Origin of the sequence: Alloalcanivorax mobilis, assembly GCF_002864685.1 — a bacterium.
GTDB classification, from domain to species: domain Bacteria; phylum Pseudomonadota; class Gammaproteobacteria; order Pseudomonadales; family Alcanivoracaceae; genus Alloalcanivorax; species Alloalcanivorax mobilis.
In genome coordinates, this window is sequence record NZ_NMQZ01000015.1 from 38,649 (window position 1) to 64,650 (window position 26,002).

Here is a 26,002-nt window from a genome sequence, read left to right on the forward strand (position 1 = left end):
CTCCTCACTGGCGTTCATGGCCGGCCACCAAAGGCCGGCGGACCGACCAGTTCCGGCAGCCGCCGGTAGGCGTCGCGAACCCATTCGCACAGCAAGGCGCGGCTGTCGCGCGGGTCGATCAGATCCTGAACGCCAAAATGCTCGGCGGTGCGGAACGGCGACGACAACGCCTGAAGCTCGGCGGCGATCTGCGATACCTTGGCCTGCGGATCGTCGCTGGCCTCGATCTCGGCGCGGAAAGCGGCCTCAATGCCACCCCGGGCGGGCAGCGACCCCCAGTCTCCGGAGGGCCAGGACCAACTGCGGCTGGCGCGGTGCCGGTTGATGATGCCGGCGCCGCCCACGCCGTAGACCCGGCGCAGAATGATCTCGGCTTGCGGCACGCGCGATTGGTAGACGGCGGCGATCGCCCTGGCGCCGGCGCGAATCGTGGCCCGGCTTTCCGCCACCGAGCCGATGTTCACCCCGGCCTGGTCGGTGAGACTGACGATCGGCAGATGAAAGGTCTCGCACAGATCCACCAGGCGACCTACCGCCTGGGCGCCCTCCACCGACATGGCCGCGCCTTTCATGGGGTCGGTGGTGATCACGCCCACCGGGTGGCCATCAAGACGGGCCAGCGCGGTGACGGTGCTGTCACCGTACTCCGCGTAGGGGAACACCGAACCGGTGTCGAAGATCGCCTCCAGGATCGGGGCGATGGCGTAAGGTCGACGTTGATTTCGCGGCACCGCGTTCAAGAGCGTTTCTTCCCGGCGATCCACCGGGTCTTCACAGGCGCTCACCGGTGGGGTCTCGAATACGCTGCCGGGCAGGTAGCTGAAGAAGCCGCGGATGGCGGCGAACGCCGCTCTTTCGTCGGGCACGATCCGCTCTATGGAGCCATTGTTACGATGCACGGCGGCGCCGCCGAGCTGCTCTTTGCTCAGGTCTTCGCCAGTGCCACCGCGCACCACCGGAGGCCCCGCCGTGAACAGCTGGCCAAGGCCTTCCACCAGCACCGCGAAGTGCGACATGACCAACCGCGCCGCGCCGAGCCCCACGGTCGGCCCGAGCCCCGCCGCGACCACCGGCACCAGGGAAAGGTTGTCGACCACCGCGTCCCAGCCCGGGTTGACGGGCACATAAGTGAAGCCGGATTCGCGCACCATTTTCACGCTGCCGCCGCCGCTGGCGCCGTCCAGCAAACGCACCATCGGCAAGCGCATCTCGCGGGCATAACGTTCGGCGAAGATCTGTTTGTTGTGGATGGCGGCGTCGCCGGAGCCGCCGCGAATGGTAAAGTCATCCACGCCGAGCACCACCCGGCGCCCGTCGATGCGCGCGGTGCCCGCGATAAAATTGGCGGGCAAGATGTCCACCACCTGGCCGCTTTCGTCATAGCGGGCGAAGCCGGTCAACGCGCCGATTTCACCGAAACTGCCCGGGTCCGAGAGGGCCTCCACCCGCTCGCGGGCGGTGAGTTTTCCCGCCGCGCGTTGCCGCTCGACTTTCGCCGGCTCGCCCATCTCCGCCGCCCGTTCGCGGCGTCGGGCAATTTCCGCCACTTCCGCTGTCCAGTCCTGGTCGTCTGGCGCCTTCACTGCGCCATCGGCTGTTTCAATGTGCTGCGCGGGGACGCCATAGGCAAACACGGCGCCTTCGTCGACGGTGTCGCCGACCACGGCGATCACCGCATCAACACGCATTGATTGCGAGGCGCGCACCGGGTGTTCCATCTTCATGGATTCCACCACGGCGATGGTGGCGCCGGCGGCAACGACATCGCCGGGGGCGACCTCGATCTGCACCACCACACCGCTCATCGCCACCAATACAGCGCTGGCGCCCTCCGGAATGGTCTGTTCATGGCGCTCATCGGTGGTGTCGTTGGTCCGCGCCGCCGTACCGTTGCCCGGCCGTTGGTGAGCGAGCAGATCTGGCAAATGCGCATTGATGAAGTCGGTATCAAAATGCCCGCCGACAAAATCCGTGTCGGTGACGATGGCGTGGGCAAGATCCAGGTTGGTGGCGACGCCGCCGACATCAAACTCGGCCAGCGCCGAGGCGGTACGCCGCGCGGCGCTGACGAAATCGCCGGCGTGGCCGATCACCTTGGCGATCAGCGAATCGTAGCGAGGGCTGACCCGGTAACCGGCGTAGCCATAAGTGTCCACGCGCACGCCAGGCCCGGAGGGCGGGGCGAACGATTCCATCACGCCGCTGCTCGGGCGCGGCGCGCCGTCGGCGTCCAGCGATTCCAGATTGATGCGCGCCTGGATGGCGAAACCGCGCAATACCGGAGGCTCGGCCAGCCCCACTCCCGCCAGGCTGGCGCCGGCGGCGATGCGCAACTGGGTGGCCACCAGATCAACGCCGGTGACCTGCTCGGTGACGGTGTGCTCCACCTGCAGCCGTGGGTTGGCTTCCATAAAGAAGAAGTCGTCGCCATCGACCAGGAATTCGAAGGTGCCCAGGCCCCGGTAGGCGAGCGCCGCCGCCAGCCGCATCGCGGCGTCGACAATGCGCGCGCGCAGGGCGTCATCCAGGGTCGGGCTGGGCGCCACTTCAATCAGCTTCTGATGGCGGCGCTGAATGCTGCAGTCCCGTTCGCCCAGGTGCTGCACGGCGTGGCCATCGCCGACCACCTGGATCTCGATGTGGCGGGGCCGGCGCGCCAGCCGCTCCACGTACAGGGCGTCGTTGCCGAACGCCGCGCGCGCTTCCGAACCACAGCGCTCGAACGCCTCGGCAAGATCGTGCGGATCGGTGACCGCGCGCATGCCACGCCCACCGCCGCCGGCCAGGGCCGTGAGCATCACCGCGCCGTGTTCGTCGGCGAACGTCCGCGCCTGTGCCAGGGTGGTGGGGCCGTCGGTGCCGGGCAGCACCGGCACCCCCCGCGCCACCGCGAAGGCGCGGGCGCGCGCTTTGTCGCCCAGCATTTCCAGGGTTTCCGGGGCCGGCCCGATGAACACCAGCCCGGCCCGCTCACAGCCGCGCGCCAGTTCCGCGTTTTCACTGAGAAAACCATAGCCGGGATGCACCGCCGTGCAGCCAGAGACGATGGCCGCGTCGATGATCGCCGCCACGTCCAGGTAGGCGGCCACGCCTTCGCCGGGCAAGGTTTGCGCCCGGTCAGCGCGGCGCACGTGCAAGGAATCGCGGTCGTCCTCGGGGTACACCGCCACCGCCTGGCCGCCGGTTTCATGCACCGCGCGGATCACCCGCAGGGCGATCTCGCCCCGGTTGGCCACCAGCACGCGCGGCCCTGGTGGCGGCGCCGCGTTAGCGCCGTTCGCCGTTGTTGTTGTCTGCATCGATTCCGTCCTGTCCGTTGTGTTTGTTGTTCATCGGTCTGGCCGGCTCGCGGTACGCCGCGTTTTACCAGGTATCGATCATCGGCCGTCGCTTGCCACCGATGGGCTCCTTGCCGCCCTGTGGCGCGGCGCGCAAGCCGCGCATTACCCAAGCGCGGGAATCCGCCGGGTCGATCACCGCGTCGATCTCCAGGGCGGCGGCCATGCTCAATGCCTCGCCGCGCTCGTAGAGCTTGCCCACCAGTTGCTGGAACAGTGCCTCTTTTTGCTCCGGCGTTTCCTGGGCCTCCAACTCCTTGCGGTAGGCCAGGTTGACCGCGCCTTCCAGGCCCATGCCGCCGAATTCACCGCTCGGCCAGGACGCGCAGAAGAACGGCGCGTGGAAGGAGCCGCCGGCCATGCCCTGGGCCCCGAGGCCGTAGCCCTTGCGGGTGACCAGGGAAAACAGCGGCACGGTGAGGCTGGCGGCGGTGACGAACATGCGGCAGGTGTGGCGCACCATGGCGGTCTCTTCCTCGCTGGGACCGACCATGAAACCGGGGGTGTCGCAGAAGCTCACCATCGGCACGTTGAAAGCATCACAGAGCTGCATGAAGCGCGAGGCTTTGTCGGCGCCGGGGGCGTCGATGGCGCCGCCCAGCACTTTCGGGTCGTTGGCGATCAGCCCCAGGGGCCGACCCTCGACACGGATAAAGGCGGTGATCATGCCCGGCGCGAAATCCGGGCGCAGCTCCACCACCGAGTCGTGATCGGCGAACACCTTGATCAGATGGCGCATGTCGTAGGCGTGCAGGCGGTTTTCCGGCACCGCGCGGCGCAACCAGCGCTGATCCTCGCAGCGCCAATCGGTGACGGTGCCCTGGAAATAACCCATCAGTTTGCGCGCCAGGGCGGCGCCTTCCTGCTCGTCCTTGACCACGCAATCGATCACGCCGTTGGCACGCTGCACGGACACCGGGCCCACCTGTTCGGGCTTGAACACGCCCAGTCCGCCGCCTTCGATCATCGCCGGGCCGGCCATGCCGATGCAGGCGTTCTCGGTGGCGATCATCAGATCGCTGCAGCCGGCGAACACCGCGTTGCCGGCGAAACAACGGCCGGATACCACGGCGATGCGCGGCACCAGGCCGCTGAGGCGGGCGTATTGAAGAAAGCTGGGGCCGTCCAGGCCGGCCACCTTGGTGGCGTTGTCGGTGTCGCCGGGGCGACCACCGCCGCCCTCGGCGAAGAAGATCACCGGCAGTTTCTGGTGTTCGGCGGTTTCCAGAATGCGGTCGGTCTTCTTGTGGTTCATGGTGCCCTGGGTGCCGGCCAGCACGGTGTAATCGTAAGCGAGCACGGCGCAGCGGCTTGTGCTGTCGTCAAACAGGTCGCCATTGACCGAGCCGATGCCGACGATCAGGCCGTCCGCGGGTGTGTTTTTGATCAGATCGTCGACTTCGCGGCGGGCCCGCTGGGCGGCGATGGTGAAGCCGCCGTATTCGATAAAGCTGTCTTCGTCGACCACCGCCGCCACGTTCTCGCGGGCGGTGCGCTGGGCGGTCTTGCGGCGCTTGGCCACCGCCTCGGGGCGGTTTTCGTCGCGCAGCAGCGCGTCGCGGGCGCGCATTTTGGCCAGATCCGGGCGGATATAATCCAGATCGATCTCTTCCTCTTCGTCGCTGTCGTCGTCGGCAACGTCGCCCGGTTCGACAAACAACAGCGGGTCGCCACCGGCGATGGCCTCGCCCAGGGCGAACACCACCTGACGCACGGTGCCGCTCACCGAGGCGTTGACCTGATGCTGCATTTTCATCGCTTCCACGAACGCCACCGGCTGGCCGGCGCGCACGCTGTCGCCCTCACCCACCAGCAGTTCCACCACCACGCCCTGCATCGGCGTGGTCACCGGCTCGGTGCCGGCGGGCGCTTTGCGCGTGGCGCTTTGCGCTTGCCCGGCGCCGTCATCCTGGTCACCGAAGTGCAGCGCCCGATGCTCGCCTACGCCCACCAATTGCGCCATGTGATCGTCGACGAAGCGGGTGTAAATATCGTTGTCGCGCACTTCGTCGCGACGCAACAGGTTTTGCAGAAAGCCGATGTTGGTGTCCACGCCGGCAACGCGGAACTGGCACAGGGCGCGGTAGCCACGGCGTACGGTGGCGGCGTAGTCGCCACGGCCGTGCACGATCAGCTTGGCGAGCAGGGAGTCGTAATGGGGGCTGGTGCGGTAGCCGCGATACCCGAAGGTGTCCACCCGCAGGCCGGGGCCGGTGGGCGGCTCGAAGGTGGCCAGGGTGCCGCCGGCGGGACGCGCCTCGCCGCTGGCGTCCATGGTTTCCATGTTGACGCGCAACTGCATGGCGTAGCCCTGCGGCGCGGGAATGGCGTTGCGGCTCAGGCCCAGGTCCTCAAGGCGGGCGCCGCCGGCCACCTTCAACTGCGCCTGCACCAGATCAACGCCGGTGATCTCCTCGGTGACGGTGTGTTCGACCTGAAGGCGGGGGTTCGCTTCGATAAAGGCGAAACGGGCTTCGTCGGCGTCAACCAGGAATTCGAAGGTGCCCAGGCTGCGGTATTGCACCCGCTCGGCCAGGTTCAGCGCGGCGTCCAGCAATTGCTGGCGCATGCCGGAAGAGAGCGTCGGGCTGGGCGCTACTTCCACCAGTTTCTGGTTGCGCCGCTGCAGGCTGCATTCGCGCTCCCACAGGTGGATCGGCTGGTCGCCGCCGTCGCCCAGCACCTGCACTTCGATGTGCCGGGCGCGGGCCATGAAGCGCTCTACGTAAAGAGTATCGTTGCCGAACGCCGCGGCGGCCTCGGCCTGGCAGCGTTTGAACGCCTCGGCCAGATCATCGCCAGGGCCGACGATGCGCATGCCGCGCCCACCGCCACCGGCGATCGCCTTGACGATCACGGTGACGTCGGCGCCCAGGCTGTCGCGAAAGGCCCGCGCCTGTTCCAGGCTGGTGGCGCCGTTGGTGCCGGGCACCACCGGCACCTGGCAACTGATCGCCAGTTCCCGGGCGCGGGCCTTGTCACCCAGCAGCCCGAGCACTTCCGCGGAAGGCCCCACGAACACCAGACCGGCGGCCTGGCACTGCTCGGCGAACGCCTGGCTTTCGCTGAGAAAACCGTAACCGGGGTGCACCGCATCGCACCCGTTTTCGCGAGCAACGCGAATCAACTGCTCGCCATCCAGGTAGGCGGCCACGCCCCGCCCGGTCAAAGCCACCGCCTGATCGGCGCCCCGGGTGTGCAGGGCAAGGGCATCGTCGTCCGGGTAGACCGCCAGCGTGGCGATGTCCAGTTCGGCGGCGGCGCGGGCGATGCGCACGGCGATTTCGCCACGGTTGGCGATCAGCAGTTTGGAGATAGTCATGAAACCTGGTCCGTCCTGTCCTGGGGCGCCGGGCGGTTCGCTCCGAGGGCGATCCGAAAGGCCCGGGCCGGCTGTCTGGGGCCCAATGGCGGAGGCACGATGCTCCTGGGCGTGATGGCAAGATAGCGAAATACTGACTTACACGTCAATTAGTATTGACACGCTGTTTATTTACTTTCAGATTAGTCAGTATTCACGGGCCGGCCGTTACCGCGGGGTCGGCCCCGGACCCCTTTTCACTGGAGCCGAACCTTGGCCAGACCGGAGAAAAAGACACAGATCGGCCAGCCGCCCATGAAAGCGCAGATCAAGAAAGCGGCCCGCGATCTGTTCATTCAGCGTGGCATCAGCGATGTCAGCTATGGCGACATTGCCGAGGTGGTGAACACCACTCGGGCCAATCTGCATTACCACTTCGGCAATAAGTCGGCGCTGATCGAGGAGGTGTTCCAGGAAACCTTCGACGACCTGGAAGCACAGTTCCAGGAAGTCTGGGCGCGGCCGGGGCTGACGCTGGCCGAGCGCATTGCTCTGGTGGCCCGGGATTGTGAACGGCGCTTCCGTGAGTTCAACGACACCGACCGGGGCCGCAACCCCTGGAGCTTGTCAGCGCGGGTGCGCTTCGAGAAACACCTGATCTCCGAGCGCACCCAGGAAGGCATTTCGGAAATGTCGCGGCATTTCGAAGACTACGTCGCCCATGCGGTGAAACTGGCCATCGGCAACGGCGAACTGCGCCCGGATACGCCGGTGCGCCACGTGGTGATGCTGATTACGCCGCTGTGGTACTTCGGCTCGCTGCTGACCCAGCACAGTGGCCTGAAGAAACTGCTCGATCATTATTGGGCGGTGCGCGACATCGTCGCCGCCGCCTACGGCACCGGCGCTCCGGAGCCGGATGGATCGCCGGATAGAGGCCCCAAAGGGGTGCCCGATCAGGCGGCCTGACGGGCTGGCGGCAACAGGGTTTTGCCGGCCCGCCACCCACACTAAAAACAACATTCCCCTCGGCCCGTGGTGGCCGAGCGTGGATGTGCCAGAGAGGTGCCCATGGCGCAGCACAACGGCGGTCAACCCGCCCCGCTTCTGGCGGTGGAAAATCTGAATATTTCGTTCACCCATCCCGGTGGCGAAACAGCGATTACCCGGGATGTGTCCTTCACCGTGGCCCCCGGCGAGCGGGTCGGCGTGGTCGGCGAGAGCGGCTGCGGGAAAAGCGTCACCGGGCTGGCCCTGATGGGTCTGTTGCCGAAACGTACCGCCCGGGTGCGCGGCCAGATCCGCTTTCAGGATCGCGACCTGGCGAGCCTGCCGGCGCGGGAAATGCGCCGCCTGCGCGGCCGCGAAATCAGCATGATTTTCCAGGAGCCGATGAGCGCCCTTGATCCCGTGTTCACGGTCGGCGAGCAGCTCACCGAAACCCTGCGAGCGCACGAAAAGATCAGCCGCAAGGAGGCGCGCCAGCGCGCCATCGCCGCACTGGAAGAGGTGGGCATCCCCTCGCCGCACACCCGCATCGACGAATACCCCTATCAGTTTTCCGGCGGCATGCGCCAGCGGGTGATGATCGCCATGGCGCTGATCTGCCGACCGAAACTGGTGATCGCCGATGAGCCGACCACGGCATTGGACGTCACCGTGCAAGCGCAGATCACCGACCTGCTGTGCGAGATCAGTGAGACCACCGGCACCGCGCTGCTGTTTATCACTCACGACCTGGGCGTGGTGGCGGAAACCTGCTCGCGGCTGTTGACCATGTACGCCGGCCAGGTGGTGGAGAGCGCGCCGGTGGACGACGTGCTGCGCCGCCCGCGCCACCCCTATTCCTCGGGTCTGCTGCGCTCGCTGCCCGGGCTCAGCGAACGGGGCTCACGGCTGCCGTCGATTCCCGGGCGCGTGCCCGCGCCGGACCGGATGCCCGCCGGCTGCCGCTTCCAGGCCCGTTGCCCACACGCCATCGACGGCTGCGAGCAGCCGCAGCCGCTGCTTGAAATTCACGGCGCGCGGCTGGCGCGCTGCTGGCGCACCGACCAACTGCAGCTTCCCGGAGCGGTGAACGAATGAATGCTCGCGTTTCTTCCCACAGCCCCACCGACAACGCCACGGGTCCACGCGGCGCCAACGCCGGGGTGCGCGCCGAGGATCTGACCATCCACTTCGCCACCAAGGCCGGCACCGTAAAAGCGGTGGACGGGGTCAGCTTTGAGATCGAGCCTGGTGAAACCTTTGGCATTATTGGTGAATCCGGCTCCGGCAAGACCACCCTGGGGCGCGCCCTGGCCGGGCTACTCAAGGCCAGCGGCGGCGACATTCATTACGGCGAGCACACCCTGGGCAAGCTGCCCCGCGCCGAACGCCAGCGGTTGCGCCGGGACTATCAGATTATTTTTCAGGACCCGCACGCCGCGCTCAATCCGCGCATGACGATTCTGCAATCGGTGATGGAGCCCCTGGAGATTCTCAAGGAAGGCGATAAGAGCAGTCGTCAGCGCGCCGCCCGGGAAGCGCTCGAGCGGGTCGGGCTGGCGCCGGAAATCGGCCGGCGTTATCCCCACGAACTCTCCGGCGGACAGAAACAGCGGGTCAATATTGCCCGCACCCTGACGGTACGGCCGAAGTTCATCGTTTGCGACGAGGTGGTGGCGGCCCTGGACGTGTCGATTCGCGGCGCGGTGCTCAATCTGTTCGCCGAGCTCCAAGAGGAGTTCGGCATCACCTACGCCTTTATTACCCACGACATTTCGGTGGTGTCCCACGTCAGTGACCGGATCGGCGTGTTGTATCTGGGCCGTCTGATGGAAATGGGCCCCACCGGCGCCGTCACCGACGCGCCCCTGCACCCTTACACCCAGGCGCTGCTGTCCGCCGAGCCACTGCCGCTGCCCGGCGATCAGCGTGACCAGCGCCGGCGCATCCGCCTGGAGGGCGAGATCCCCAGCCCACTGGCGCCGCCCTCGGGCTGCCGGTGCCGCACCCGTTGCCCGGCGGCGCAAACGCGCTGCGCCGAGCAGATCCCGGAATGGCGCGAAGCACGGCCCGGCCACTGGGTGGCTTGCCACTTCGCCGACGCGGACGGGCCGCCCGGCCCGGTTCGCTGATTCTTCGTTTATCCGTTCAAAACCTACTTTCCGCACAACAAGAACACTCGGGAGCACGATATGCACGACGACAATGACGATCTGATCATCAACGGCGCCCGCGTTAGCCGCCGGGCTTTTATCGGTCTTCTGGGGGGCGCCATGGCGGCCGGCACCCTGGTCAGCCCGGTCGGCGCGCTGGCGCAGATGGCCGGCGGCAAGGGCGGCCTGCTGCGCGTCAGCGCACCGGCCAACCCCTCCAGCCTGGACCCCGCCACCGGCGGCTCCGGCTCCGACCATGTAATCCTGTTTCCGCTCTACGACACTCTGATCACCTGGGACTACACCAGCCTCAAGGCGGAGCCGGGCCTGGCGGAAAGCTGGACGTTCAGCGACCCGAAAACCCTGGTGCTGACACTGCGCGAAGGGGTCAAATTCCACGACGGCACGGTGCTCGATGCGCAAGCGGTCAAAACCAACCTGGACCGCAGCCGCTCGGCGGAATTTTCCAACATTCGCTCCGACCTGGAATCGGTGGCGGAAGTGAAGGTCAACGACAGCCGCACCGTCACTCTGCACCTGAAAAATCCAGATACCGCCCTGCCCCTGATTCTCTCCGACCGGGCCGGCATGATGGTGTCGCCGGCGGCACTGAAGAAAAACAACAACCGGGTGGATCGCACACCGGTGGGCGCCGGCTTTATGCGCTTCGAGAAATGGAACGACGGCAGTGAAGTGGCGATGACCGCGTTCCCCGACTACTGGCGCAAGGGCCATCCGATGCTCGCCGGCATCACCTTCAAGATCATCACCGACAGCGCCACCCGCCTGCGCGCGGTAATGAGCGGCCAATCCGATTTCGCCTACCATTTGGATGGCCGCCAGAAGCCGCTGGTGGAACGGGTGCCCACCTTGAAAAGCGCGGTGGATTCCACCGTTTACTGTTATCAGCTGTACATGAATATGTCGCGCAAACCGCTCACCGACGTGCGCGTGCGCCAGGCCATCAACCACGCCATTGACCGCGAATCCTTTATTCGCGCCACCATGGCCGGCGCTGGCGAGGCCGCCTATATGTTCCTGCCGAAATCGCACTGGGCCTATGACGCCGAGACCGCCAAGCTCTATCCCCATGATCCGGACAAAGCCAAGGCGCTGCTTAAAGAGGCCGGCTACGCCGATGGCATTGAGCTGGATTTGCGCGGTTATAACGATCAGTCCTCGGTGCAGATGCAGGAAGTGCTGCTCTCGCAATTCGGCAAGGCGAACATCCGTGGCCGCTTCCGCACCGGCACCATCGCCGACATGTCGGCGGCTTACTTCGGCCAGGAAAAAACCGGTGACATGCTGCTCTCGGCCTGGACCGGCCGCCCCGATCCGAGCCTGACCTATGCGCTGCTGTTCAGCGAAGACTCCTATTTCAACGCCGGTCATGCAGCGCCCCCGGAAGGCTTCGAAGAGGCGGTGCTGGCATCACGCAGCAGCGACGATCTGGACGAGCGCCGTGAAGCCCTGGCCAAGGTGCAGCAGTTGGTGATGGAGCACGCCCTGTCGGCGCCACTGGCGTTCCGCCAGAGTATTGTCGCCACCTCCGCCAAGGTGCAGAACTACCAGAACAACCTGTTGGGTAAACCGAAGTTCGACGAGGTCAGCCTGAAGGGTTGAGCCGGCCGGAGTAGCAAGCATGGTGACACGTGTAAAACAGCGCATGGTGGCGACCCGGTTGCTGCAGGCGTTACCGATTCTGGTGCTGGCCACCTTTATCGTGTTCAGCCTGATGCAACTGATCCCCGGCGATGTGGCGGTAACGCTGGCCGGGGAGAACGCTTCCGTGGAACGGATCGCGCAGATCCGCGAGGCCTACGGGCTCAACCAGCCGTTCCTGGCGCAGTATGGCCAGTGGTTGTGGAACGCCGCGCACGGTGATCTGGGCGTGTCGCTGCTCTCCGGCGAGCCGGTCGGCGACACCATCGCGCGCACCTTCCCCAACACTCTGATGGTGGCGTTGTACGCGGTGATTCTGTCAGTGCTGATCGGCGTGCCGCTGGGGATTATCTCCGCGACCCGCTCCGGCTCACCGCTGGACAGCGGCATCATGGGCGCCGCGTCGCTGGGCGTGGCGGTGCCAAACTTCTGGTTCGGCATGATCCTGGTGCTCTACCTGGGCCTGACCCTGAAGTGGTTTCCCGCCACCGGCTTCGTTTCACCGTTCGAGGATTTCTCGCAAGCGATCTGGTTCGCCACCCTGCCGGCGCTGGCGCTGTGCACCAACGGCATCGCCGAGGTAGCCCGGCAATTGCGCAGCTCGCTGGTGGAAATCCAATCCTCTCAGCATGTGCGCACACTGCACGCCAAGGGCCTGAGCCCGGCGCGCATTCTCTGGCTGCACGGGTTAAAAAACGTGAGCGTTAACCTGCTCACCGTGGTCGGCCTGCTGTTCAGCAAGATTCTCGCCGCCACCGTGGTGGTGGAAGCGGTGTTCGCGATTCCCGGCATTGGCAGCTCAATCGTCAACGCGGTGCTACAAGGGGACTTCCCGGTGGTGCAAGGCGCGGTGCTGGCCATGGTGATCACCGTGATTGTGGTCAATCTGGCCACCGACCTGCTGTGCACCGTTCTCGACCCGAGGATCAACGAACTATGAGCAGCGAAACTCTCTCCCCCAGCCGTGCCAGCGGCACGCCGGACGCCGATCAATGGCATGAGCCGGCACTGCCGATGCGTTTTCTGCTGTGGCTGAAACGCGACCCGCGCGCCAGCATCAGCCTGTTGGTACTGGTATTGATTCTCGGCGCCGCGCTGCTGTCGCCGTGGCTGGCGCCCCATTCCCCCAGCGAGCAGAACCTGGATCTGATTCTGGCGCCACCGGACGCCGCCCATCTTCTCGGTACCGACGACCTCGGCCGGGATGTGTTCAGTCGGCTTATGTACGGCGGCGCCAACTCGCTGTACGCGGCACTGTTAGCGGTGATCGTGGCACTGGTGATCGGCATGCCGCTGGGCCTGATCGCCGGTTTCGCCGGCGGCTGGGTGGACCAGGTGATCAGCCGCGTGATCGACACCTTTTTGTCGTTCCCGGCGATCATTCTGGCGGTGGCGGTGACCGGCGCCATGGGCATTGGTCTGACCAACGCCATGTTCTCGGTGGGGCTGGTGTTCGCGCCGCAGATCGCGCGGCTGATCCGCGCCCGCACGCTGGTGGTGCGCCAGGAACTGTACGTGGACGCGGCGCGTTGCTTCGGCGCCTCCAAGGCGCGCTTGCTGATTCGCCACGTGCTGCCCAACGCGATCCAGCCGGTGATCGTGCAGAGCACCCTGCTGCTGGCGGTGGCGCTGCTCGCCGAGGCCAGCCTGAGTTTTCTCGGCCTGGGCGTGCAACCGCCGGACGTCAGCTGGGGCTCGATGATCGCCCGCGGTTATCTGTATATGTCGATCGTGCCCGAGCAGATGTACGCGCCGGGGCTGATCATCATGGTCACCGCGGTGGCGTTCAACGCCCTCGGCGAATCCCTGCGCTCGGCTCTCGACCCGACCATGAAGGGCCACGGCTGACTTTTTTTCGATCGCGCCGTCGATGGCGGCGCGGCGCTTATCCGTTTGATCGTTTTCACTCGAGGAGAGCTTCATGTCCACCCATTCCGCACCGAATTTTTCGCCGGTGCCGGTGCCGGGCTCCGCCTGGGCCGACGAAAAAGTCGCTTATCTGCGTGGCGAGAAGCCGCTGCATGAGTATCTGTTCGATCACGCCCGTATCGTGCCCGACAACCGCGCCTATGTGTTTTATGGCACCGAGATCAGTTGGGCGGAAATGGCCGACGGCGTGCGGCGCCTGGCCGGCTTCCTGCAACAACGGGGCGTTGGCCAGGGCGCGCGAGTGGCGCTGTTCATGCAAAACTGCCCGCAATACGTTATGGCCCATTACGCGGTGCAGAGCCTGGGCGCCATGGTGACGCCGGTGAACCCGCAATACAAAGCGGCGGAGGTCGCCTACCAGCTCAGCAACGCCGAAGTAAACGCGGTGGTGGTGGCCCGGGATCTGTACCCGCTGGTGGCGGAAGTCCGCGATCAGGTGCCGACCCTGAGCACGGTGGTGACCACCGCCTACGGCGATTACCTGCCGGATACCCCGACCCTGCCGATTCCCAAGGAACTGCTCAACGACCCGGCATCGCCCGGCGGCGACAGTTTCGAGCTGAGCGGTATTCTTGCCGACCAGCCGCCGCTGGAGCAGTTCGAACCGGTGGACCTGTGGAACGGCATCGGCCTGATGACCTTCACTTCCGGCACCACCGGCCGCCCCAAGGGCGCGCTGCTCAGCTATGGCAGCAGCCTGTTCAAGATGGCCGCCTCGTTCCAAGCCAATCGCCTGGACATCGACGGTGTCAGCCTGGCGATCGCGCCGCTGTGCCATATCGCGGGCATGAACAACGGCGTCTACATGCCGGTTTATACCCGCCGCTGCTCGGTGATCCTGGCCCGTTTTGATCCGGAAACCGCGATCCAGGCGATCGAAAAATACAAAGTCGACATGTGGTACAGCATCGCGCCGATGAACCGGGCGATTCTCGATTTTCCCGGTGTCGACCAGCGCGACCTGCGTTCACTGAAACACAATCCGACCACCAGCTTCGGCATGCCGGTGACCGAAAAGCTGGCCGGCGAATGGAAGAAACTCACCGGCTGCCAGATGCACGAAGCCGCCTATGGCCTCAGCGAAACCCACACCTCCGACACCTTCATGCCGAAGACGCGCATCAAATGGGGCAGTTGTGGGGTGCCGGTGGCGCAGAATGAAATTCGCATCATCAATATCGAGACCGGCAAATTGTGCGGCGCCAACGAAAGCGGCGAGATCGTGGTCAGCAACCCGGCGGTGTTCAAGGGTTACTGGAAGCGCGATGAAGCCACCGCCGAGACCCTGCGCCACGGCGCCGTGCATACTGGCGACGTGGGTTACTTCGATGAAGACGGCTACCTGTTTTTCACCGGCCGCATCAAGGAGATGATCAAATCTTCCGGCTACAGCGTGTTCCCCGAAGACGTGGAAGCCCTGATGCAGGACCACCCCGCCATCGCGCAAAGCGCCGCCGTCGGCATCCCCGACGACAAGCGCGGCGAATCGGTGAAACTGTTCGTGGTGCTCAAGCCGGAATACAAAGGCAAAGTCAGCGAGCAGGAACTGATCGACTGGGCCAAGGAACACATGGCCGCCTACAAATACCCCCGCGAACTGGCCTTTATCGACAGCCTCCCCGCCACCGGCGCCGGCAAAGTGCTGCGTAGGATGTTGAAGGACGCTTGACGCTTCATGCCGGACGCCGGACGCTTGACGCTTGACGCTAAACCCTGGCACTGAAAGGCTCGGAGTGTTTTCTGCTATGCCTCGCAGGAAACACCGCAACGATATCCGCACCGGGTTTAGCGTCCGGCGTCCGGCGTCCGGCGTCTGGCGTCTGGCGTCTGGCGTCTGGCGTCTGGCGCCCAGCGTTCTTAAAACCGTCATCCCCCTGTCATCGTCACCCGGTAAACCACCCGGGTGCGATTTAATAATGACAGGAGAGAACGATGAAACCTTGGCTTGCTCTGGGCACCGGCGCGTTGCTCGCCGGTCTGCTCGCCGGTTGCGGCAGTGACAGCGACAATGATCCGGCGCCGACGCCGGACACCAGCACTCCGGATCACATCCGCCTGAGTTTCCTGGGCCGCCACGGCACCGGCATCTTTGACGGCAGCGCGGCGGAGATCACCGCCTTCGATCCGGTCAGCGGCCGCGCGTTCGTGGTCAACGCCGAGAAAGGCGCGCTGGACGTGCTCGACATGAGCGACCCGGCCAATCCGACCCTGGAACAGACCCTGACCACCTCGGACATCGCGGTGGGCACCGAGGTCAACAGCGTGGCCGTGCAGGGCGGCCTGGTGGCACTGGCGATCGAAGCACCGGCAAAGACCGACCCGGGCTACATGGCGATCTACGACGCCACCACCCTGGAACGCCTCGGCATGGTGCAAGTGGGCGCGCAACCGGACATGGTCACCTTCACCCCGGATGGCAACAGCGTGCTCACCGCCAACGAAGGCGAGCCGAACGACGACTACAGCGTCGATCCGGAAGGTTCGATCAGCGTCATCGACATCACCGACCCGACCAACCCGCAACCGCGCACCGCTGATTTCAGCGCCTACAACGGCCAGGAAGCGTCGCTGCGGCAAAGTGGCGTGCGCATTTATGGCCCCGGTGCCAATGCCGCCCGCGATCTGGAACCGGAATACGTGGCGATCTCCGCGGACAGCCGCACCGCCTGGGTCACCCTGCAAGAGAACAACGCCCTCGCCAAAGTGGACATCGGCAACGCCACCGTCACTGATATTCTGCCCCTGGGCAGCAAAAATCACGGCGAAGACGGCAACGGCCTGGACGCCTCCGACGAGGACGGCGAGATCAATATCCGCACCTGGCCGGGCGTGTTGGGCCTGTACCTGCCCGACTCCATTCACGCCTACAGCGCCGACGGCCAGACCTGGCTGGTCACCGCCAACGAAGGCGACGCGCGTGCCTGGGGCGAAGACAACGACGCCTACTTCGGCAGCGAAGGCGACGGGTGCGCGGGCGACACCCGCCTCGGCTTCGTCGAGGAATTCCGCGTTAAGCACCTGGTGCACAAGGACGGCTTCGACCGCCGCTGCGGCGACGACCTGCCGGCGCAATTGCGCGAGCTGGCCGCCGGCGCCCTGCTCAACCCGGAAACGTTCGGCTACTGCGGCGCCAGCGCCGGCGACCCGGGCGAATGCCGCGATGACGAGACGCTGGGTCGCCTGAACGTGACCTGGACGCTGGGCTACCGCACCGACGACAGCGGCGCGCCGGTGATGTTCGACGCCAACGGCGTGCAGGACCCGGCCGGTGACCGTCTGATGTACGATAATCTGTACTCGTTCGGCGCCCGCTCCTTTTCGATCTGGAGCGAGGGCGGCGAATTGGTGTGGGATTCCGGCGACGCCATCGAAACCTTTCTCGCCAGCGATGAATGCATGGCCGGCAGCCAACGCACCTTCGCCTGCGCTGAATACTTCAATTCCGGCCACGACGAGGGCAGCGCCTTCGACAGCCGCAGCGACGCCAAGGGCCCGGAACCGGAAGGCCTGACCATCGGTCAGATCGGCGACAAAACCTTCCTGTTCCTCGGTCTTGAGCGCATGGGCGGCGTGCTGGTCTACGACATCACCAACCCCACCGCCCCGGCCCTCGAAGACTACTTCAACAGCCGCGACGACTGGGCCACCGAAGACACCGAAAGCGTGCTCGCCAGTGCCGGTGACCTGGGCCCCGAAGGCCTGACCTTCATCGCCGCCAGCGACTCCCCCAACGGCAAAGCGCTGCTGCTGGTCGGCCATGAAGTCAGCGGCACCACCGCGGTGTATGAAGTGGAGAGTCTGTTCGAGGAGCAATAAACCTACGCTTGCACGCCGTCACGCCTAAACAGTGCCCGCCCATGCGGCGGGCCGGGGTTTTGATCGAGCGTGTTGCGTGTTCAGCAGAGAACGCCACAACGCGGGCACGGCTTCCATCACACCACGGCCTCGCCCGCGCTGTATCCTGTATCCTGTATCAGGCATAACCGAAAAGCGTTTCCAAATGTTTCCCTTCACCCTGTCCCAGGAACGATCCCGCACGGGCGTACTCAAAACCCGAGGCGCGGCCGGGACGGGGCGTTTTGTGTCAGCGTGGCGTTCACTGCCGTCGCTAGGGCGCGATGGCGTAGCAGGCCGTGGATTCGCTGACTTTTCCGTCCTGGTCGAAGCGGAAGGTTTCCGTTACACGGCTGGCATGCCCCTGGTAATACAGGGTCAGGCTCCGCCAGCCGGCCAGCACTTCGATAAGCTCGAAATGCAGTTCCGGCAGGCTTGCCAAGGCCCGGCCCCAATAGACCCGCAGCGCTTCTTTGCCTCGTAGAATACCTTCACCATTATCGGTGAAGCGCATAATCATGGGGGAGTGGAACACCACATCCTCACGATAATGGGACAGGATGTCCTCCAGGTGATGCCTGTTCCAGGCATCCACCCATTCGTGGGCGAATGTCCCGGGGTCCGGGTTTGTCGCTTGCATGTCGTTCTCACAGGGTCAATGATTCTGACCTAAGATAAGATTGAAACAGGGTGGTGAGTCAAGATGGTTGAAGACGTTGCTCCGGAGAGGCTGAACAAGAGTCTGGAAACTTTGCACTTCGCGTTCCGCGGTCTGGTGGCTGAACCGGACACCATACTCCGCGATAACGGGCTCTCCCGCATTCACCACCGGCTGCTGTTTTTTATCAGCACCTATGACGAACTGAGCGTTAATGAGCTGGTGGAAACCATGCGGCTCACCAAGCAGGCAATCCATAAGCCGCTCAAGACCCTGGTGGAACGGGAGCTGGTGTCGGTGCGCCGCGACCCGTCCGATAAGCGCATCAAACGGCTGTCGCTTACCGACGAAGGCCAGAAGCTGGAAAACGGCCTGACCGGCATTCAGCATGATCTGATGGAAGAAGCGTTCCAAAGCGTCGGCCCGGAAGGCACCGACGCCTGGTTCAAGGTGATGAACACCCTGGCGAAACGGTTGGGCGTGTAACGCAACAGGGCCCGGCCGGGCCCTGTGCAAAGCACTCAGGCGGTTTGGCGTTGTTCTTCAGCGCCGTCCACGATGGTGCTTTTCTTGTACAAAGAGCGCTTCGGCTTGGCCATCACCCGGCGCAGCATCGGCTCGAAGAACGACAGCGGCAGGGTTTCCTGCTCGGGATCAAAGGCGGCGGCGTCGTACTTGGCGCAGAATTCCACGGTCTGCTGGTAGCAGGGGTGGTCCTTGTACTGCTCGCGCAGGTCCTTATCCAGCCCCAGGTGTTCGAAGAAGTAGTAGCCCTGGAAGATGGCGTGGTGCTTGACCATCCAGTGGTTCTCTTCGCTGACGAACGGTTCCACCAGGCTGGCGCCCACGTCGGCGTGGTTGTATGGCCCCAGGGTGTCACCGATATCGTGCAGCAGCGCGCACACCACGTACTCTTCGTCGCGGCCGTCGCGGTGCGCCAGGGTGGCGGTCTGCAGGCAATGGGTCAGGCGATCCACCGGGAACCCGCCGCAGTCGCCTTCCAGCAGGCGAAGGTGCTCGATCACCCGATCCGGCAGCCCCTTGGCGAAACCGCCAAACGCCTGGCCGATGATTTTCCAGTCTTCCGCGGTGCCTTGCTCCATGTGCTTGAACTGGGCACGGGGTTCGTCGTGATGGTCCTGCATGATGCTCTCCTCGGCTTGGGCCGATGACCGGCCCTGGCTGTTATTGGACGTTATCGGTTGGCACGCCATACCCGGAACAGCGATGACCGGGTAGTATCGCATTTCACGCCCAGTCTAGGCTGGCGCGTGCCGCCACACTGTCAACGGCTTTACATTTTGCTGGCCGGCGGCCAGCGCGCGGAGACCGCCATGAGCGAACACGCCCTCACCGTACTGCAAAGCTGTTCGCTGCTCTCCGGCCTGCCAGCGGCGGCCCTGCGCGAGGCGGCGGCGGTGGCGCGGGTGCGGCCGTTTCAGGCCAATCAGGTAATCTACGAGCGCGGCGAGGTGCAATCCACGTTGTCGGTGGTGGGCTCGGGCAGTGTGCGCATCAGTTCCACCAACGAACAGGGCCGCGAAGTGCTGCTCACCCTGTTCGAGGCCGGCGCCTGGTTCGGCGATACCGTGTTCTCACCGGGCATGCCCCGGGTGTTCGGCGCCACCGCCCACACCGACGGCGATCTGGTGGAGGTGCCCGGCCAGGATTATCGAGAGCTGCTGGCGCGCTTCCCGGAAGCCTACCCACGCACCCTGGATATGCTCAGCCGGCGGCTGTGGTCGGCGATCTCCATTATCGAGGACAACGTGCTGCGCGACATTCCGGCGCGGGTGGGCCGGCGCCTGCTGTTTCTGGCCGAAATGCACGATCACAGCCGCGGGCTCGGCCCGGTCACCTTTAAACTGACCCGCGAGCACATCGCCAACATGATGGGCATGACCCGCCAGGGCGTGCACGGCGTGCTCAAGACCATGGAAGAAGAAGGGCTGATCCACTTCGGTTACGGCGTGATCACCCTGCCCGATCCCAACGCGCTGCGCGACTACCTGAATCGCCGCCCTGATTAAACGCCCACCGCTGCGCCGCCACCCAGTCCCCGTTCCGCCACGGAAACCGTGTCTTTTTGTAACCAAGTGATGGCATTTTGATATCGCCCTGTGACAGAGTTCACCCCATACTGATCGGTATGAGGTAATACTTACGCCTCACTGGACACTCAAAACCTGGTACTTGTGTCTCAAATTTATGTCTCAATTCTTGCCGGAACGAGAGCATCATGAACGCCCTGCTGGATACCCTGCCGCTGGCCGCCCTACTGCCCGACCCCGACCTGCTCGAGTGGATCGGCGTACCGCTGACGGTGCTGGTGGTGGTGGGGTTGCTGCTGTGGTCGGGCAAAATCCGCCAGAAGCTGCTGGTCAATGTGCTGGCCCTGGGCGTAATGCTGCCGATGATGCAATTCTGCCTGATCGCCGCCGCCGGCCACACGCTCAGCGAGCATCTGCGCTTCGCCCTGCTTGACCTGGTGCCCGCCTGGCTGGGTTAAGGCACCGCGAGCCTCCCCGCCCCGACCTCTTAGTGCTCGAATAACTAGACCGCCGGCACGGTTTCGGCCAGAAACTGAAGCTGGTCCTCGATGCTCCGCTGCCGCGCCGCGCCCTGGTACACCTGGAAATGGCCAACCGGGTATCGGCGCACCCGGGCCGCCGGCATGGCGGCCACGGCACGGTCGGCGGCGGCGGTGGGGGCCACCGTGTCGTTCTCGCAGATCTGAATCAACGCCGGGCACCCTACCCGCGCGGCCTCGCGCACCGGACGGCACAGCGGCAACACCAGCGCCACCCGTGCCGCTACCCGGTTCGGCACCCCTTCGGGCATCAGGGCGGTGTACCCCTGGAACGCATCGTCGCTGGTCATCGCCGCCGCCTCGCCGGGGCGGCCGGCGGAGGCAATATAAAGCGGCTCCATGCCAATCAAGGCACGCGCCTGATCCAACAAGCCCAAGCCGGTGAGTTTGAGGCCCTGATCGAGGCCGGCGTAGCGAATCACTTCCAGCACCGAGGCGAGGCCGTCCATCATCGGGCACTGGGCAATGATCGCCGCCACCCTCGGTTCACGGGCCGCCACCGCGGTGACCAGGCCACCGGCGAACGAGGTGCCCCACAGGATCAGGCGCTCGTTATCCAGCTCCGCACGGCCGCGCAGGGCGTGCAGGGCGGCTTGCCAGTCGGCCACCTGACGCGCCGGTGAGAGCAGTTGCCGGGGCACGCCCTCGCTGTCGCCAAAATGACGGTAATCAAACAGAAACACCGCGTAACCGGCAGCCAGAAACGCATCGCGAAACGGCGCCAGGCCGCATTCCCGGGTCAGGCCAAAGCCGTGCGCCATGACCACCGTGGCCCGGGGCGCGCCATCGCCGGTTTCGGGCAGATAAAGGTCGCCCTGGCAGGCTTGGCCGGCACTGAGAAAGCGCACTCGCTGCCCGGTGTTCATGTCCGTCTCCTTATTCCGAGGCGCCCTGCAGAGCCGGTTCGATAAAACGCCACTCGTCCACGCTTTGGCCCAGCACCAGGAAATGCGGGTTCAGCACGTTTTCCTTGTTGTAGGCGAGCGGCTCGAAGGCGGTGTTGACCACCACGCCACCGGCGGCGTTGACCACCGCGTGGGCCGCGGCGGTGTCCCACTCGCTGGTCGGCGCCAGGCGTGGATAGATGTCCGCGGCGCCCTCGGCCACCAGGCACAGTTTCAGCGACGAGCCCATGGAGGTGTTCTCCACCGGGCCCAGCTTCGCTTCGATCAGGCGCTCCAGGGCGGCCACTTTCTCGGCTCCGTGGCGGCGGCTGGCCACCATCACGATGGGCGCATGCGGCGTGCGGCAACGAATCGGCCCGCGCGCGCCGGCCTCTTCCTTAAAGGCCCCCAGACCTTCTCCGCCCAGGTAGGTGATGCCGGTGACCGGCACGTACACCACACCCAACACCGGGCGGCCGTTTTCGATCAGCGCGATGTTGACGGTGAACTCGCCGTTGCGCTGGATGAACTCCTTAGTGCCATCCAGCGGGTCCACCAGCCAGAAGCGTGACCAGTCCTTACGCTGGGCATAGTCAATGCCACCGGATTCTTCGGAGTAGACCGGGATGTCCGGCGTCAGCTCGCCCAGGCGCGCCTCGATCAGGTTGTGGGCGGCGCGGTCCGCTTCGGTGATCGGCGAGTTGTCGTCCTTGGTGTCCACCACCACGTCTCCGCGATCATAGACATCAAGGATGGCGGCGCCGGCTTCGGCGGCGATGTTCACCAGCGGATCGAGCAGGGTTTTCAGATCGGTCATTGATTGGGGCCTCAAAAAAGAATTAACGCTGTTCCAGCAGCCGCCGGGTCATCAGCAGCGCCGCGATCACGCGCGCTTCGGTGACATCGTCACGCTCCAGCAAACGGTCCAGATCGGAGAGTTTCCAGGGGATCACTTCCAGAGGTTCGGGCTCATCGCCGGGCAGGCGTTCTTCGTACAATTGCTCGGCCAGGGCCACGGTAATGGCGTGCCCCATATAGCCCGGCGACAGTGTCATGCGCTTCAGCAGCGTCAGCTTGCCAGCGCCATAACCGGCTTCCTCCTTGAGTTCACGATTGGCGGCCTCGCGCCAGTCCTCGCCGTGCTCATAGGCGCCCTTGGGCAGGGTGATCTGATAGTCCTCCACCCCGGCGCCGTACTCACGAATCAGCACCACGGTGTCGTTGTCCAGCAGCGGCACGCACATCACCCCGGCGATTGGCGGCGTGCGCATACGCTCGTAAACGCGCTCCTCGCCGTTACTGAAGCGCAAATGCATCTCTTCAATGCCAAACAAACGGCTGCGCGCCACCAGGCGGGTATCGAGAATCTCCGGTTTCCGTTCCATGGGCTCTCCTTCAGGTCGCTAAAGCCTAACCGGATTGGGGGTGGAACCCAAGAAGGCCCGCTGGACGCTGGACGCTGGACGCTGGACGCTGGACGCTGGACGCTGGACGCCAGGGTCGAAATTAACCCATTCGCGGTCAAGGGCCGCTCTCACATAAGATTAAAATATGTCGCTGGCAGGGCGGAATGCCGCCCAGCCTCTCCTACAGCAGCTACGTAGCCAGGTTCGGTTTTTCTCTTTGTGTAGGAGCAGGCCCTGCCAGCGACGGTTTTATCTTCCCAGCGCGGCTGGCCGAGGGTCTTGACTGAGCGTGTTGCGTGCAAGCGTGCTGGCGGCCTCGCCAAAAAAAAGGTTCATCGTGGATTAGCGGGAAGTTTCGCTCCAGCCGGGGGCGCGGCTCAGGGCGCGACGCCCTTCCGGGATCGCCGCAAGTACGTCCATGTAGGCTCCCTTTCGAACGTCCTGTTCTCAAGGGTCCCGGAAGGGCGTCGCGCCCTGAACCGCTTAGCAGTGAGCCTCGGCGACATGGGCCGCTGCAGACGCCGGGGGAGCCAAAATCGGAGCCTGTCGGCTCAAAGATGGGCCCCTACGGAGCCGCCACCTCTACCCCCCATGGTTCATCGTTGTGGGTACCCGGAACGGTTCCGCTACCTCGAAGCGGAGCTGTGTGGGTGCCTTCCGGGACCCTTTTTGGCAGGGATGCCAAAACCGGGAGCGCCCATGGACGGCTTGAGCGATCCCGGAAGGCACCCACGCAGATTCGCGTCCCGGATAGAAACCTCCCGCATAGATTTCCCGCTAATCCGCGATGAACCAAAAAAAAGCCCCCGAAGGGGCCACAGCGGTGAGCGCTGAATAAGGGCTCTCCCGAGCCAGGGGCCGGCGATGGCCGGCCCGAAGGGGTGCTCAGAGGTCGGCGGGGCGGCCTTGGTCGGGCTGGCTGTAGTCACAGACGCCGTCGGGGAAGATGCCCTTGAGGCGGGTGACCTGGGACGGGTTCGGGTTCCAGTCGCCGTAGCTGCCGTCGGTGAGGGCGGTGTCCACCGGTTTCAGGGCGCACTTGAAGACGTCGCCCTGGGTCGGCGCGCCGGCGACGATGCGCGAGGTACTGTACATGGGGAAATAGTCGGTGCAGGCCCCGTTGGGCTGATCGTCGAGCACGCCATTCCAGACGTCGTCGCCGCGCGCCACCAGGGTGCCGTCGGTGGCGAAGCAGGCGTCCTGGGCGGCGGCGGGTTTGTTGCCGGCGACGCCGCCTTCCGGGTTGTCGCGGATGTTGGCCATCCAGTCGTCGATCACTTTCAGCGCCATCGGCACATTGTCGAACTCCTCGTCCGGGCGCGCGTCGGTGAACCAGATCACCTGGTTGTCCGCGTTGCCGGCGAAATCGATGAGGCGCTGGCGGGTGACGAAGGACTGATGCACGTTGTGCATGTCCAACTGTTCTTCCAGATAGGGGCGCCAGTCGATGATCGGAATCGGCGCGTCGCCCCGGAACACCATGCCGGAGGTGTAGGCGCCGTTCATCGCCTGCAGGCTGCCTTCGGTGCGCGGCGCCGGCACGGCCGGATCGCTGCTCAGGGTCATGTTGCGGCTGCTCCAGGGGTCGAAGATCGACGGGTCCGCCAGCACGTCCGCCGGTTCACCCAGGAACGGGAAGCCCTCTTGGACCATGTCTTTCTGATCTTTCCAGCCGCCTACCCTGGCGTTCAGGTCGAGGAATTCATCGCCGTCGATGTGGCCATCGAGCAGCGCTTGCAGACCGTATTGCACGCCGACGTTATCGAACAGGGTGTTGGGGTAGCCGTCTTCGTCGAGGCCATAGATGTTGCGCAGGTCGTCGTAGTGGCTCCAGTTGACCGTGGCCATGATGCCCGCCGGGCGCATCATTTCCTGGTTCGGCGCCTCGCCATAATAAGGGTTCATGGTCAGCGGCGTGAGACCGCGCCAGGATTCCACGCACTCGGTGGAACCGGGCGCGCCGCCGTAGCCGAGATCCTGCTTGGCGTCGTAGAGCGGATCGGGCACCGCGTCGGTGGCGTGCAGGCCGACCAGCCAGATGCGGTTGTCGGTGACCGCCCACTTGGGGTTGTCGCGGTCGCTGGCGTCCATGTAGTACTCAAGCAGTTCGCAATCGCCGATGTGGATGGTCTGGGTGACCATGTCCGGGTAGCTCTGCTGGGGAATCGCCGCGTCGATCAGGCCGGGATGATTCTGTGCGTACACGTATTGCTGAATGGCGCCACCGGAGGTGCCCAGGCCCACGGTGTAAAGCGGCGTGCCGTATTCTTCGACGAAACGCTCCTTGACCATCAGCGCGGTCTCGCCGCCCACCTGCATGTTGTAGTGCTCGCCCATGCGGTTGCCGGTGGAATAGATGATCGCGTAGCCCTGGCCAAGAATGTCCGGGCGCAAGGCGCGTTTTTCCGCGTCCATGCGGCCCTGGGTATGGCCGATGCCAACGCCGCCCTGGAAGCGGTACATCAGGCGCTTGTTCCACAACCCGGTGTCCAGCGAGCCCGGTTCTTCGCCGGCTTCGGCAAGCATGGCGATGGAGTAGATAAAGCGGTTGATGGTGCCGCGCTCCCAACGCACCACGAAGTCCACGTCGCGGCCGTCGGTAAGCGTGGTGGTGGCCATGTCCGCCGGCCGCGAGCCGTCGCCGGGCAGGGGTTTATAGCTGCCCTCGGTGCTGCGATACACGTAGGTGGTGTAGGTGTCGATGGCGCAATCGCGGCTGTAACCGATGGCGTTGCCGTCGCCGTCCTGGACCTCGAAACCGGGTGAGGTGTCGCTGTCCACTTTGGGCTGCAGGCCCAGTTCCGAGGTGGTGGTGCAGACGAACGGGTACTGATGCGGGCCGGAGAACATGGGCCCGTCAATCGGATAATTAATCAGCGTGATGCGCCCCAGTTCAGCGTCATCGGCGCCATTCACGGTGACCGTGTTGTCGCCTTCGGCCAGGCCGCTGACCAGACCTTCGAGATGACCGTCGATGGTTTGAAAATCCTGCAGATCCCGCGGCTCGCCGTTGACCATCAACCGCGCGCCTTGCAAATCCTCGGCGTCACCGCTCAAGACCACCCGGGCGTCGCCGCCGCTGACCTGATCCGGCGCACTGGAGATCACTTCGATGGCCACTTTCGGGGTCGCCTCGCCTCTATCGGAGTGGGAATCACCACCACAACCGCTGAGCAATACGGCGGTCGCCATGACAAGCGGACCACTCCACGCACGTACAGACATGTTTTTCTCCTCGATGTTGTTGTTATCGCCAAACG

At 64.9% G+C, this 26,002-nt stretch carries 19 protein-coding genes; 11 read left to right on the forward strand and 8 right to left on the reverse strand.

What is annotated here, in order from left to right; genetic code table 11:
- Positions 1–14: 14 nt before the first annotated feature.
- Both CGS25_RS09485 and CGS25_RS09490 read right to left on the reverse strand, forming a co-directional pair.
- Positions 15–3,299: a carboxyl transferase domain-containing protein gene (locus CGS25_RS09485; RefSeq protein ID WP_101675310.1), complete on the reverse strand. Its 3,285-nt coding sequence runs from the start codon at positions 3,297–3,299 to the stop codon at positions 15–17.
- Between the two features lie 64 nt (positions 3,300–3,363).
- On the reverse strand, positions 3,364–6,660 hold the full coding sequence (locus CGS25_RS09490) for a carboxyl transferase domain-containing protein (protein WP_101675311.1): 3,297 nt from the start codon (positions 6,658–6,660) through the stop codon (positions 3,364–3,366).
- Between the two features lie 252 nt (positions 6,661–6,912).
- Between CGS25_RS09490 and CGS25_RS09495 the strand changes: the two genes are divergently transcribed.
- From CGS25_RS09495 to CGS25_RS09535, 8 genes are all read left to right on the forward strand, one after another.
- The gene (locus CGS25_RS09495) at positions 6,913–7,608 is read left to right on the forward strand and encodes a TetR/AcrR family transcriptional regulator (protein ID WP_101675312.1); all 696 of its coding nucleotides are present in this window, start codon (positions 6,913–6,915) and stop codon (positions 7,606–7,608) included.
- 102 nt (positions 7,609–7,710) lie between these two features.
- A complete protein-coding gene (locus CGS25_RS09500; protein WP_089034331.1) occupies positions 7,711–8,724 on the forward strand; it encodes an ABC transporter ATP-binding protein in 1,014 nt (337 codons plus the stop codon).
- Complete coding sequence (locus CGS25_RS09505; RefSeq protein WP_101675313.1) at positions 8,721–9,758, forward strand: ABC transporter ATP-binding protein; 1,038 nt, start codon at positions 8,721–8,723, stop codon at positions 9,756–9,758. Before CGS25_RS09500 ends, CGS25_RS09505 begins: the two co-directional genes overlap by 4 nt.
- Before the next feature lie 60 nt (positions 9,759–9,818).
- Positions 9,819–11,402, forward strand: coding sequence for an ABC transporter substrate-binding protein (locus tag CGS25_RS09510; protein ID WP_089034329.1), 1,584 nt, complete (start codon positions 9,819–9,821; stop codon positions 11,400–11,402).
- 19 nt (positions 11,403–11,421) lie between these two features.
- Positions 11,422–12,381: an ABC transporter permease gene (locus tag CGS25_RS09515; protein WP_089034328.1), complete on the forward strand. Its 960-nt coding sequence runs from the start codon at positions 11,422–11,424 to the stop codon at positions 12,379–12,381.
- Positions 12,378–13,289 carry an ABC transporter permease gene (locus CGS25_RS09520; RefSeq protein WP_089034327.1) on the forward strand — a complete coding sequence of 304 codons (912 nt, stop codon included), beginning with the start codon at positions 12,378–12,380 and terminating at the stop codon, positions 13,287–13,289. Before CGS25_RS09515 ends, CGS25_RS09520 begins: the two co-directional genes overlap by 4 nt.
- 73 nt (positions 13,290–13,362) lie before the next feature.
- Entirely contained in the window at positions 13,363–15,039 is a 1,677-nt protein-coding gene (locus CGS25_RS09525; RefSeq protein WP_101675314.1) for an AMP-binding protein, read from the forward strand.
- Positions 15,040–15,302: 263 nt separating this feature from the next.
- Complete coding sequence (locus CGS25_RS09535) at positions 15,303–17,186, forward strand: choice-of-anchor I family protein (RefSeq protein ID WP_101675315.1); 1,884 nt, start codon at positions 15,303–15,305, stop codon at positions 17,184–17,186.
- Positions 17,187–17,478: 292 nt separating this feature from the next.
- Here CGS25_RS09535 and CGS25_RS09540 read toward each other — a convergent pair whose 3' ends face one another.
- Entirely contained in the window at positions 17,479–17,844 is a 366-nt protein-coding gene (locus CGS25_RS09540) for a nuclear transport factor 2 family protein (RefSeq protein ID WP_101675316.1), read from the reverse strand.
- A 63-nt stretch (positions 17,845–17,907) separates the two neighbouring features.
- Here CGS25_RS09540 and CGS25_RS09545 point away from each other — a divergent pair, with 63 nt between their 5' ends.
- Positions 17,908–18,348 carry a MarR family winged helix-turn-helix transcriptional regulator gene (locus CGS25_RS09545; RefSeq protein WP_101675317.1) on the forward strand — a complete coding sequence of 147 codons (441 nt, stop codon included), beginning with the start codon at positions 17,908–17,910 and terminating at the stop codon, positions 18,346–18,348.
- Positions 18,349–18,383: 35 nt separating this feature from the next.
- Here CGS25_RS09545 and CGS25_RS09550 read toward each other — a convergent pair whose 3' ends face one another.
- On the reverse strand, positions 18,384–19,007 hold the full coding sequence (locus CGS25_RS09550) for an HD domain-containing protein (protein ID WP_101675318.1): 624 nt from the start codon (positions 19,005–19,007) through the stop codon (positions 18,384–18,386).
- Positions 19,008–19,196: 189 nt separating this feature from the next.
- Here CGS25_RS09550 and CGS25_RS09555 point away from each other — a divergent pair, with 189 nt between their 5' ends.
- Positions 19,197–19,892, forward strand: coding sequence for a Crp/Fnr family transcriptional regulator (locus CGS25_RS09555; protein ID WP_101675349.1), 696 nt, complete (start codon positions 19,197–19,199; stop codon positions 19,890–19,892).
- A 209-nt stretch (positions 19,893–20,101) separates the two neighbouring features.
- A complete protein-coding gene (locus tag CGS25_RS09560; protein WP_089034322.1) occupies positions 20,102–20,371 on the forward strand; it encodes a hypothetical protein in 270 nt (89 codons plus the stop codon).
- A 44-nt stretch (positions 20,372–20,415) separates the two neighbouring features.
- Here the strand turns inward: CGS25_RS09560 and CGS25_RS09565 are convergent, their stop codons facing one another.
- The 4 genes from CGS25_RS09565 to CGS25_RS09580 all read right to left on the reverse strand — a co-directional run bounded on the left by CGS25_RS09565 (position 20,416) and on the right by CGS25_RS09580 (position 25,967).
- A complete protein-coding gene (locus tag CGS25_RS09565; protein WP_101675319.1) occupies positions 20,416–21,318 on the reverse strand; it encodes an alpha/beta hydrolase in 903 nt (300 codons plus the stop codon).
- 10 nt (positions 21,319–21,328) lie between these two features.
- Complete coding sequence (gene cysQ / locus CGS25_RS09570; protein ID WP_089034320.1) at positions 21,329–22,153, reverse strand: 3'(2'),5'-bisphosphate nucleotidase CysQ; 825 nt, start codon at positions 22,151–22,153, stop codon at positions 21,329–21,331.
- Between the two features lie 22 nt (positions 22,154–22,175).
- Positions 22,176–22,721 (reverse strand): ADP compounds hydrolase NudE, encoded by a 546-nt coding sequence (gene nudE, locus CGS25_RS09575; RefSeq protein WP_101675320.1) that lies wholly within the window; start codon positions 22,719–22,721, stop codon positions 22,176–22,178.
- A gap of 906 nt (positions 22,722–23,627) precedes the next feature.
- Complete coding sequence (locus CGS25_RS09580; protein ID WP_101675321.1) at positions 23,628–25,967, reverse strand: DUF6351 family protein; 2,340 nt, start codon at positions 25,965–25,967, stop codon at positions 23,628–23,630.
- Between the last annotated feature and the right edge of the window lie 35 nt (positions 25,968–26,002).